The following is an 11,672-nucleotide window of genomic DNA, read 5'->3' on the forward strand; positions in this document are numbered from 1 at the left end:
TTTGGTTATAGTGAGGCCATGAACGCTCGCCAGCTAGAGGTCTTCCGCGCCATCATGCGCAACCGCTCGTTAACTACAGCCGCCGAGGCGCTGCACGTCTCGCAGCCGGCCGTGAGCAAGCTGCTGCGCCACTTCGAGATTCAGATCGGCTACAAGCTGTTTGAACGTTTGGGCGGGCGCCTGGTGCCCACCGCCGAGGCGCAGCTGTTGTACGGCGATGCCGACCGCATATTTCGCGAGATTGAAGTGCTCAAGGGTTTGTCGGACCGCATCCGCGACAAACAACTCGGCCTGCTGCGCGTAGGCGCCAGCGCGCCGGCGACCTTTGCCTTGCTGCCGCATGCGACTGAACGCTTCCGCCAGCGCAACCCCGGGCTGCGCATCGTGCTGCAGACCCTGCCGGCCGATGCGATCGACGAGCACATCCTGGTCGGCGACATCGACCTGGGCGTAACGATGCAGCGATCGAGCGAGCCGCAAATCCGTTGCGAGCCACTGGGCAAGGCCGGCATCGTCGCGTTGATGCGCGCTGACTCGCCGCTGGCCGCCCTCAAGGTCGTGACACCGGCCGACCTGGCCGGGCACGGGCTGATCAGCTACAGCGCCAACACGGCGCCAGGCGCCTTGCTCGAAATCGCCTTTGCCGAGGCCGGCGTCGAGCGCCAGTTGCAGATTGAAATCTCGCTGTCGATCGCTGCCCTGCCCCTGGTGCAGCGCGGGCTCGGCGTGGCGCTCGTCGATGGCTTGGTGCCGTGGACCAGTTATGGTGCATTTGAGGTGCGGCCGTTCCGCCCGGAGCTGCCGCTGGAGATCGTGCTATCGACCAGCAGGCTGCGGCCGCAGACGCGCTATGGCCGCGAATACGCGCGCGACCTGCGCACTGCCGTGGCCGAGCTGTCACGACGAGGCTGACAAGCGACTGGTTGCGGGTTTTGGAATCAAGTTTGCGGGCCCTGCCGGACGCACCAAAAAAACGCCCACTCAAATACGAATGGGCAAAATCCGGGAATCTCCCAGGGACGTCTCGCTACTACCCCTAAAGTGTAACTGTCGGGGAAATTTGCACCTGAACCCTCAGATGACCTGCGCCAACGCAGCGGGGACTTGTACCTGCTTCGAAAAACGATTGATCAGAAACGGCTCTATCGGCGTCGTGCTGCGGCCAGTCGCAATCAGTTCGGCCATCACATCGCCAACCCCCGGTCCGAGCTGGAAACCGTGTCCGCAAAAGCCGAATGCATAATGCAGGCCGCTGACGCGGGCGCTCGGCCCCATCACCGGCAGATCGTCCGGCATATAGCTTTCCACCCCGCTCCAGACCCGGATCACATGCAGATTGGCCAGCGCCGGCGCCAGCCGCTGCAATTGCTTTAGCTGGTTCAGCGTATTCTTCGGCATCACGTAGGCGCGCTGCAGATCCGGATAGGCCGGGCCGCGGCCGCCGCCGCCGAAGATGATGTTGCCGCGCGGTATCTGGCGGAAATACAGGATCTCTTCATCGCGCGGCGAGGTTACCCCGACCACAGGCTTGAAACCGTAAGGCACGGGTTCCGTGACGCCCATTTGCGGACCGCGCGCGACCAGATCGACCGGCTCGCCGAACTGCACGCACAGCTTGTCGGCCCAGGCCCCCGCCGCAACCAGCAGCGCCGGGGCGCGGAAGGCGCGGCCATCGACGGCTGTGGCAAGGAAATCGCCGCCCTCCTTCTCGATGGTCGTGACTTCGGTGTTCTCGAAAATCTGCGCACCGTTTCTTGCCGCGGCCCGACCGAAAGCCGGTGCCGCCAGGCGCGGATTGGCATGGCCGTCGAGCGCCGAATACGATGCCGCCCCGACTTCTGCCCCCAGGAACGGGAAGCGCGCGCGCATCCGCCGGCCGGCGAACAGTTCCAGGTCGAGGCCATAAGTGCGTGCCGCGCGCGCATATTCTTCCAGCATGCCGACCCGTTCCTGGCCGTAGCACACCCGGATATGCCCGGACGGCAAAAACTCGACGTCTTCTCCGATCAGCTCCGGCAGCCGGCGCCAGATAGCGAGTGAGCGATTGGCCAGCGGCAGCTGCGGCAGGAAGCGCCCCTGCCGCCGCACATTGCCGAAATTGGTACCGCTGGCCTGCTGGCCCAGCAGGCCGCGTTCGAGCAGAATCACCGAGCGCCCGCGCTGGCGCAGGAAAAATGCGGTAGCGCTGCCCATGATGCCGCCGCCGACGATAATCACATCCGCTTGCAGGGCCTTCATGACGCTTCCTCGTTGGTGTTGAACGCCAGCGGTTTGACCGGCGCCTGCGCTCGCAAGCGACCGACCTCGGCAATCGGAATACTGGCCGCCGCCGCAATCACTTCGGCGCCGGCATGCGCGCAGTAACGTCCCTGGCAACGTCCCATGCCGACCCGGCTGAAGGCCTTGGCGCGGTTCGCTTCGGTGGCGCCCATCTCGGATACCACGCGGCGCAATTCGCCGGCGCTGATGCATTCGCAGCGGCAGACTATCGCCTCATCGGGCAGGCAGGCGGCCTGTTCCGCCGGCCACGGAAATGCCTTTAGCAGCCCCTGGCGGAAACGCTCCATCACACGTTGCTGTTGGCGCAGCGTGGCCACTTCCTGTTGTTCTACCCTGTAACCAGCATCGCCAAGCGCAGCCAACGCTGCCAGACGGCCGGCATTCTCGGCCCCATCGGCACCGAGTATGCGTACCCCATCGCCAGCCAGATACACGCCGGGCACGGAGCTGCGGCCGTCTTCGCCAATCGTCGGCAGCCACTGACGCGAAGCCTGATCGAAACTGAACTCGCAGCGCGCAAGATCAGCGAGCTGGGTTTCCGCCCGCAGGTGATAGCCCATGGCCACCGCATCGCAACGCAACGTGACGGTCTTCCCTTCGGCATTGCGATAGCTGACTGCCTGTACGCCGCTGTCGGCAGCGCCGAGGATTTCCAGCGGCGTCACGCCGCTCTGCACCGGCACGCCGGCGCGCTTGATCGCAGACACCAGCGACATGCCCTTTTTCAGCAAAGAGGGCCGCGCCATCAGCTTCGGCAACGCGCTCAGTTGCTGTGTGAAACGCGCGGTATCCAGCACTGCCGCCACCTTGGCGCCGGCCTTGATATATTGACTCGCGACCAGATACAACAACGGTCCGCTGCCGAGAAACACGACTTCGCGGCCGACCGCGCAAGCTTGCGACTTCAGCGCTACCTGCGCTGCGCCAAGGCTGTAGGTGCCGGCCAGGTGCCAGCCCTTGAGCGGCATCAGGCGATCGGTGGCGCCGGTGCACAGGATCAGGATGTCGTACGCCAGACTGCTGGCGTGGCCAGCCCTGACCAGGTGCACCCGGCCTTCGCTGATATTCCATGCCAGCGTCTCCGGCAGGTAGTCAATCGCGCTACGTAACGCGTCGAAGCTGCGATGCAGCGACTCGGCACGTCCGGCTTCGGTGCCGTACAAGCTGCTGTACGAACGTGTGAAATTCTCCGGCTGACGACGGTAAATCTGACCGCCGTCGCGACGGCCTTCATCGATCACGGTCGGCCGCAAGCCGGCTTTGACGAACACTTCGGCGCAACGGACGCCGGCCGGTCCGGCGCCGACGATGACTACGCGAGGTTGGGCCATGTTGCCTCCGGTTGATGGGTTGATATTTCCAGTCCTTCGCTGACGATCGTCGAGCAGGCGCGCAAGCGGCCGCCGTCGGCAGTCCATACCCAGCAATCCTGGCAAGCGCCCATCAGGCAAAAGCCGGAGCGCTGGCCGTCGCCGAATTCGGACTGACGCAAATGATCGATGTTGTTCAAGATCGCCACCATCAGCGTATCGCCCTGCAGCGCTGTGGCCGGGCGGCCGTTGATCGAGAAGCCGACCGGCGCGCGCGCGGTCTCGCCGAGCCGGACAAAGCGCGGATTTGCGGCACCGTTCATACCGTCACTCATACCGTCACTCCTTCCACCGGAATCAGCGGCAATTGCAAGCGCTGCAGGTCGACATCGGAGCGATGACAAAGAATTTCGCCGCCATGCTGCAGCGACCGCCGCACGGGCGGCAGCGTATTGCAAACACCGTCAATCCGCAGCGGACAGCGGCGCAGGAAAGGGCAGATATCAGGCGAGGACGCGACCTCGCCGATGGACGGCATATCCTGCGGGACACGACCGCATACCTGCTCCAGCCAGCCCTGCTTGAGCGCCGGCACCGACGACAGCAGCAGATGCGAATACGGGTGGTACGGCGGCGCCATCATCGCTTCGCGCGGCCGCTTGGCGACCATGCGGCCGGCATACAGCACCACGATGTCATCGCAGATGGCGCGCACGGTACTGATGTCATGGCTGATGAACATATACGACACATTCAGCTCGCGCCGCAGTTCGGCCAGCAGATCCAGAATCGCCGCGCCGACCACGGTATCCAGTGCGGAGGTCACTTCGTCGCACAGGATCAGATCGGGGTTGGCGGCTAATGCCCGCGCCAGGTTGGCGCGTTGTTTCTGGCCGCCGGACAGCTCGCCCGGCAACCGATCGATGACGCTGCTCGGCAGTTGCACCAGATCCAGCAGTTGCGCGATGCGCTTGCGTTGCGCCTCGGACTTGAGGCCGTGATAGAACGTCAGCGGCCGCGCCAGCATGCGGCCGATGGTGTGGGCCGGATTGAGCGCGGTATCGGCATTCTGGAACACGATCTGCACCCGGCGGAATTGCTCGCGGGTGCGGCCGTCCAGGCCTGGCGACAAAGGCTCGCCGTCGAGCGCGATAGTGCCGCGCGCCGGTGCCATCAGACCGGCCACCGCGCGCGCCAGCGTGGTCTTGCCGGACCCGGATTCGCCGATGATGCCGATGCTGGTGCCGCGCCGTATCGTCAGATTGATATCGTCCAGAATCCGCGCCGACGGCAGTCCCCGGTTGTCCGGCCGGCCATAGCCTGCGATCAGCCCCTGTATCTGCAACAGCGGCGGCTCCTGCGCCAGCGCCGGCGGCAGCGCCAGCTGGCCGCGCACTTGCGGCGCCGCTGCCGCCAGCAGGCTCTGAGTGTAGGCGTGGTCCGGCGTGGTCAGAATATGGCCGGTGCTGCCAACCTCCCGTATCTGACCGTCGCGCAGCACCACGATCCGATCGGCCATCTGCGCCACTACCGCCAGGTCATGCGACACATAGACCGCGGTAGTACCGAGTTCCTTGACCACCTTCTTGAATGCGCGCAGCACTTCAATCTGGGTCGTCACATCGAGGGCGGTGGTCGGCTCGTCCAGGATCACCAGTTCGGGATCGGTAATCAGCGCCATCGCCGCCATCACGCGTTGCAGCTGACCGCCCGACACTTGATGCGGATAACGCTTGCCGATGTGTTCCGGATCCGGCAATGCCAGCGAGCGGAACAACCCGACCGCCTTGGTCTCGGCTTGGGCGCGCGTCATGGTCTTGTGGATCAGCGCGCTTTCGATGACCTGATCCATCAGCGTCCTGGACGGATTGAAAGCCGCCGCCGCACTCTGCGCGATATAGGCGACGTCGCGGCCGCGCATGTGCGACAGCTCGGCCGGTTTCATGCTCAGCACGTCGCGCTGGCCGACCCGTACGCTGCCGCCGACAATCCGGCAGCCGGAGCGTGCATAGCCCAGCAGCGCGAGCGCGATGGTGGTCTTGCCGGACCCGGATTCGCCGATCAGCGCCAGCACTTCGCCGCGCGCCACCGAAAAATCCACATCCCTGACGATGACCACGTCCTCGCCGCTATCCTTCAGCGCGACCACCCGCAAACCGGAAACGCTGACGAGGTCGGCGCCTTTGGCAATCTTGTTCATATTAGCAATCCTTCTTGACGCGCTTGCCACGCAGGTTATCAATCATCAGGTTGACGCCGATGGTCAAGGTTGCAATCGCCAATGCCGGCATGATCACGGCAGGCACGCCTTCGCCCAGGCCGGCGATGTTTTCACGCACCAGCGAACCCCAGTCGGCGTCCGGCGGCTGCACGCCGAGACTGAGAAAACTCAGCCCGCTGAGCAACAGCACGACGAACACGAAGCGCAGGCCGACATCGGCCAGCAGCGGACGAATCATATTCGGCAACATCTCGACACAGGTGATGTACAGCGCGCCTTCGCCGCGGGCACGGGCAGCCTGCACGTATTCCATGGTCTGCACGTTCACCGCCAGTGCCCGGGCAATCCGGTAGGCGCCCGGCATATAGGTGATGGCGGCGGTAATGATCAGCAGTTGCACCGAGGAGCCGAATGACGCCACCATCAGCAAAGCGAACATCTTGCTTGGAATCGAAGTCAGCGCGTCCAGCGTGCGGCTCATGACAGCGTCGACCCAGCCGCCCGTCAGTGCCGCGCACAGCGCCAGCGCGGTGCCGATCGAACTGGCCAGCAGGGTCGCCGCCAGCGCCAGGCCGATGGTGTAACGGGTGCCGAACAGAATCCGGCTCAGCATGTCGCGGCCAAGATAATCGCTGCCCAGCCAGAATTTGCGGCTGATGCCGCTGAACACGTCGACGTCGACGATCTGGCCGGCATCGTAAGGCGAAATAGTCGGCCCTATGACTGCCATCAGCAGCCAGAAAACGATGATGCAGATGCCGGCCAAACTGAGGGGGGACAGCGCAAAACGGCGCGGCTTGGCTGCCGATAACGCCTCTGACAGCACAGGATTGTCAATCGTTTCAAGCGACAATTCGTCGGGCGCAGGAGGAATGGAATTGAGCATGGGTTTCATCGATTTCTCAACCTTGGATTGGAGACGATCGCGCAGACGTCGGCGCTCAGCACCAGCAGCAGATAAGCGCCAGAAAAAATCATGGTGCAGGCCTGCACCAGCGGCAAATCGCGCGTCGTCACGGCATCGATCATCAGGCTGGAGATGCCGGGATAGTTGAAGATGGATTCGACGATGATCACACCGCCGAGCAGGTAGGACAGGCTTAGCGCCACCGCATTCGCAATCGGCCCGATGGCATTCGGCAGTGCATGGGTCAGCACGATGCGGGCCGGCCGCGCGCCCTTGAGCGCGGCCATTTCGACGTAGGAAGAGCTGAGTTGATCGATGACCGCCGCCCGCGTCATGCGCGCCATCTGCGCCACGATCACGCAGCACAAGGTCATCACCGGCATGGCGTAGGCCTTCAGGAACTGGCCGATGGAGGCGATATCGGCGGTATGGGAGAGCGCCGACAGCCAGCGCAGCTTGACCGCAAAGATCATCACGGCGACGGTTGCCACCAGAAATTCCGGTACCGACACCAGCGAGACCGAACTCACACTCACCACCCGGTCAAACACGGAGCCGCGATACATGGCCGAGGTAATCCCCAGGGTCAGCGCAATCGGCACCGACACTGCGGCAGTCACCCCGGCCAGCAGCAACGAACTCGGCAAGCGGTCAGCGATCAGTTGCGCCACCGGCATGTTGCTGACCAGCGAGATCCCCGGGTGGCCCGACAACAGCCCGACCAGCCAGTGAAAGTAACGCAACGGCGCCGGCTGATCCAGTCCGAACTGCAAACGCAATGCGGCCACCGTTTCCGGCGTCGCCGCCTGGCCAAGCGCCGCTTGCGCCGCATCGCCCGGCAACAGATTGGTAATGAAAAAAACCCCGATCGACACCAGCAGCAATGTCAATACTCCGAGGCCGAGCCGGTTGACAATAAGACGTCCGACTGTCCCGTTCATAGCATATTCCTTTCTGACATCCGCCCGACTGCAATGACGCGCCTGCAATGCGGACGCGGTAAGGCCGAGCGGATGCTGTTCTCCTACATTATGTGTGGCAGAAATGCTTTATGCATTTTCTTACTTGAACATCAAGCCTCAAGCCAGACATACTCGGCACAGGTGTAGTTCATGAACGATCCCAGCGGGATCGGCTGGATGCCCTTGACCTTGCTACTTACCCCTTCCAGGTTGCTGATGAACACCGGAATGCCGATGCCGCCTTTTTCATGCACCAATACCTGCATGTCGGCATACATCTGCTTGCGTTTGGCAAAGTCGGTCTGGGCGCGGGCCGCGACCAGCAACTGGTCGAACTGGGCGTTCTTCCAGCCCGACTCGTTCCATTGGGCATCCGACTTGAAGAACTGCGTGAACAGGAGGTCGGCACTCGGACGCGGACTGATGTTGCCGAAGCCGAGCGGCGCTTTCATCCATTGATTGGACCAATAGCCGTCGGCCGGCATGCGCTTGACGTCCAGCTTGAGGCCCAGCTTCTGCGCCGATTGCTGCAACAACAGGGCGATATCGACCGAACCGTCAGCGGCGACCGAAGCCACCAGCGGAATGGTGCTGCCGAGCACGCCGGCTTTCTGCAGATGGAACTTGGCCTTGTCCGGGTCATACGGACGTTGCGGCAAGCCGGCAAAATAGAAGCGATTGGTCGGACTGACAGGTTGATCGTTGGCGGTCACCGCAAAGCCACGGAAGGCGGCAGACTTGATCTGCTCGCGATCCATCAGGTATTTCATGCCCAGCGTGAAGTCGGCGCTCTTGCCAGGCGCGACATCCTGACGGATGACCAGGTCGGTGTAGAGGCCGGCTTTGGTTTCCAGTACAGCGTAGCCGGCCGTCGCTTTGATGCGCTGGGTCGAACGCGGATCCATGTCGCTGATCCACTGCACGTCACCGGACAACAGCGCATTGACGCGCGCCGCTTCATCCGGAATGGCAAATAGTTCAATTTCATCCAGATAGGGTTTGCCGGACTTCCAGTACTCTTCGTTGCGCACGCCGACAGTGCGTACACCCGGCGTGAATTCCTTGCACCTGAACGCACCGGTGCCGTTGGCAGTGGTAAATGTGGTGGTGCCATCCTTGATGATCAGCAACTGCGCAGTTGCCAGGATCACCGGCAAGTCTGCGTTGGGGCCGGTCAGCTTGATCTGCACTTCGTTGGGGCCGCTGGCCTTGATCGATTCGAACTGGTCGGCGATCGCCTTGGCCTTCGATGCCGTGGCGGGGTCTTTGTGGCGCATCAGCGAATACACCACGTCGGCCGGCGTCAGCGGCTTGCCGTCATGGAAACGGATGCCGCTGCGCAGCTTGACGGTCCAGAGCGTTCCATCGCTGCTGGCGATTTCTTCGGCCAGCACCATTACCGGCGCCAGTTTGGTGTCCAATGTGGTCAGACCGTTATAAAACATGTTGACCCGGGTGTAATCGGTGGAGTGCGCAGCCTTGGCCGGATCGAGGGTATCGGCGGTGGAGCTGGTCTGGCTCGCGAGCTTGATCTTGCCGCCGCGCCGCGGTGTCTGCGCAAAGGCATTCCCGGTGACAGCGAGCATGCTGCCGGCTGCGCCCACCATCATGCTGCCGGCCAGCACCGTGCGCATCATGTCGCGCCGGGTAAAGCCGGTGTGCGCGCTCTCCAGTTGTTCGCCGGAACGGATTGGATCATTCACGTTGGGATCATTCACGTTGTTTTGCCCGATTTTAATTTTTGTCATAAAAGCCTCGCCAAAGAAGTCCAAAATCAATATGACCAACCATGCCATCCGGTCGGCGGATTTTTCTACACCTGCAAACCAACTCTCAACTCAATTTGTCGCGCAACTGGTAATACGCGCCGACCAGCGGCAAGAACCAGGGCTTGCCGAAATGACCGGGGATAGGCGGCCAGCGCATCTCCCGCCACGGATTGCATTGCGGATTTCCACCCATCACTTGCGCCATGATCTGGCCCATGTGCACCGACATTTGCACACCGTGGCCGCTATAGCCGAGCGAATAAAACAAATCCTTGTGCACACCGGCACGCGGCAGACGGTCGGCCGACATATCGACCGATCCTCCCCAGCAATAATCGATCCGTGTGTCGCGCAATGCCGGAAACATCTCGACCATCGCCGCCTGCAACAGCGCTCCGCTTTTCTGGTCCGAACGCGGATTCGACATCGCAAAGCGCGCCCGGCCGCCGAACAGCAAACGATGGTCCGGCGTGATCCGGAAATAATTGCCGATGTTTTTGGTCGTCACATAGTTGCGACGGCCCGGTACGATCTGGTCCAGCAACGCCTGCGGCAAGACTTCGGTAACGATGATGAAGCTGCCGACCGGCACCAGACGACGGCGAAACCAGGCAAACGGACCGGTGCTGCAACCGCCGCAGGCCAGCAACACCTGTTTTGCCTGCAGCGTGCCTTTGCTGCTATGCACCCGGTATGCCTGCCCCGCCAACTGCTCCAGCCGGGTGACCGCGGCCGACTCGAAAATGCGGGCGCCATGGCGGGCTGCGGCATGCGCCAGACCCACGCCGAATTTGCCGACATGCAATTGCGCGCTGGTCTTTTGCAGCAAACCGCCATACAAGCCATTGCCACCGACTTCCTGTGCGATGTCCTGCGGGGCGACCAGGGCCAGCTGCGGATCGACCTCATCGATCAGATCGCGGTAGACCTGCTGCAATTTGGCATAGTGCTCCGGCTTGGCCGCCACCTTCAACTTGCCGCAGCGCTGAAAATCGCAGTCCAGCGCTTCCTCCTTCACAATGTTTTCCACCGTGTCGACGGCACGCACAAACGACTGATACAGCTCCTTGGCCTTATCCTTGCCGATGCGCGCGGCCAGTTCTGAAAAATCGTGCGCCAGACCGCCATTGCACTGGCCGCCGTTGCGGCCGGAAGCTTCGCCGGCCACCTGACCGGCCTCCAGCAACACTACCGACCGATTCTTGCGGCTCAGCGCCAGTGCCGCCGACAAACCGGTAAAGCCGCCACCGATAATGACGACATCCGCTTGTCCCTGAACCGGCCCCTGGGCGCCGGCAGAAAACCTGGGCGCCGTGTCCAGCCAATAAGATGCGAGTTTCATGCGACTCCTGACAGGATGCTACGGTGGAAAACGGCTCAAAGCCCGACTACGCCAGGCAAACCGCCTAGGTCGGTGATTTCGGTATAGCCATAGTGCGGTGTCGACGGCTCATGACCGCGCGCCACGAACACCTTGTTCTTGATGCCCATATCGCTGGCCGGCATCAGGTCGTAGCGCAGGCTGGAGGAGACGTGCAACACGTCTTCCGGATTGCAGTTCAGGTTATCCAGCATGTATTCAAAAGCGCGCAGGCGCGGTTTATAAGCTTGCGCCTGCTGCGCGGTGAACACTTTATGAAATGGTGCGCCGAGTTTGTCGACATTGTGTTGAATCTGGTCGTCGGCTGCGTTCGAGAAAATCACCAATGGAAATTCCTTGGCCACGCGCGCCAGCGGCGCCGGCACATCGGCATGCGGGCCCCAGCTCGGCACGGCCTGGTAAAACTTGCCGGCCTCTTCGTCGGTGGTCTGCACGTTCCAGCGCGCGCAAGTGCGTTTCACGGCATTCTTCACGACGTCTTCATACGGTTTCCATTGATCGAGCACTTCGTCCAGGCGGTAAGCGGCGAACTGGCGCAAAAACATCGGCATGTCGGCAGCGGAAACCCGATCCGCAAACAAATCGCTGGCCAGGTTGGACATCTGAAAACGGGTCAAGGTGCCGTAACAGTCGAAGGTGATGAATTTAGGCCTGAAGGTGGTCATATAGCGTCTTCCTCTAAAAGTTGTAGTAGCGTCCGGAGGTACTCCCGACGTTGAAAACAGGCATGCGCAGGTCGCCGCGCTGCTGCGCTTAATCGCTTGTTCCGGTGATCATTACAACATACAAAAATGCTGTGAATATCCCGTTTTCTGCCTGTCACGAGACAGAAACCTTGGTTT

10 protein-coding genes are annotated in these 11,672 nt (G+C 62.2%); 1 reads left to right on the top strand and 9 read right to left on the bottom strand.

Going from position 1 to position 11,672, the window contains the following annotated elements; translation table 11 throughout:
• Positions 1 to 18: 18 nt before the first annotated feature.
• The gene (locus tag AC3CHX_RS15545) at positions 19 to 912 is read left to right on the top strand and encodes a LysR family transcriptional regulator (RefSeq protein ID WP_488628946.1); all 894 of its coding nucleotides are present in this window, start codon (positions 19 to 21) and stop codon (positions 910 to 912) included.
• Positions 913 to 1,074: 162 nt separating this feature from the next.
• Here AC3CHX_RS15545 and AC3CHX_RS15550 read toward each other — a convergent pair whose 3' ends face one another.
• From AC3CHX_RS15550 to AC3CHX_RS15590, 9 genes are all read right to left on the bottom strand, one after another.
• Complete coding sequence (locus AC3CHX_RS15550; protein ID WP_488628947.1) at positions 1,075 to 2,238, bottom strand: NAD(P)/FAD-dependent oxidoreductase; 1,164 nt, start codon at positions 2,236 to 2,238, stop codon at positions 1,075 to 1,077.
• Positions 2,235 to 3,611, bottom strand: a complete 1,377-nt coding sequence (locus AC3CHX_RS15555; protein ID WP_488628948.1) for an FAD/NAD(P)-dependent oxidoreductase — start codon at positions 3,609 to 3,611, stop codon at positions 2,235 to 2,237. The genes AC3CHX_RS15550 and AC3CHX_RS15555 overlap by 4 nt, the downstream gene beginning before the upstream one ends.
• Complete coding sequence (locus tag AC3CHX_RS15560) at positions 3,593 to 3,925, bottom strand: (2Fe-2S)-binding protein (protein WP_488628949.1); 333 nt, start codon at positions 3,923 to 3,925, stop codon at positions 3,593 to 3,595. Before AC3CHX_RS15560 ends, AC3CHX_RS15555 begins: the two co-directional genes overlap by 19 nt.
• A complete protein-coding gene (locus AC3CHX_RS15565) occupies positions 3,922 to 5,790 on the bottom strand; it encodes an ABC transporter ATP-binding protein (RefSeq protein ID WP_488628950.1) in 1,869 nt (622 codons plus the stop codon). Before AC3CHX_RS15565 ends, AC3CHX_RS15560 begins: the two co-directional genes overlap by 4 nt.
• 1 nt (position 5,791) lies before the next feature.
• Entirely contained in the window at positions 5,792 to 6,697 is a 906-nt protein-coding gene (locus AC3CHX_RS15570) for an ABC transporter permease (RefSeq protein ID WP_488628951.1), read from the bottom strand.
• Between the two features lie 5 nt (positions 6,698 to 6,702).
• The gene (locus AC3CHX_RS15575; protein WP_488628952.1) at positions 6,703 to 7,659 is read right to left on the bottom strand and encodes an ABC transporter permease; all 957 of its coding nucleotides are present in this window, start codon (positions 7,657 to 7,659) and stop codon (positions 6,703 to 6,705) included.
• Positions 7,660 to 7,790: 131 nt separating this feature from the next.
• Complete coding sequence (locus AC3CHX_RS15580; protein ID WP_488628953.1) at positions 7,791 to 9,428, bottom strand: ABC transporter substrate-binding protein; 1,638 nt, start codon at positions 9,426 to 9,428, stop codon at positions 7,791 to 7,793.
• Between the two features lie 85 nt (positions 9,429 to 9,513).
• Positions 9,514 to 10,791: an NAD(P)/FAD-dependent oxidoreductase gene (locus AC3CHX_RS15585; protein ID WP_488628954.1), complete on the bottom strand. Its 1,278-nt coding sequence runs from the start codon at positions 10,789 to 10,791 to the stop codon at positions 9,514 to 9,516.
• Positions 10,792 to 10,826: 35 nt separating this feature from the next.
• On the bottom strand, positions 10,827 to 11,495 hold the full coding sequence (locus tag AC3CHX_RS15590; RefSeq protein ID WP_488628955.1) for a haloacid dehalogenase type II: 669 nt from the start codon (positions 11,493 to 11,495) through the stop codon (positions 10,827 to 10,829).
• Positions 11,496 to 11,672: the final 177 nt, after the last annotated feature.

The organism is Glaciimonas sp. OK215, from assembly GCF_057787885.1.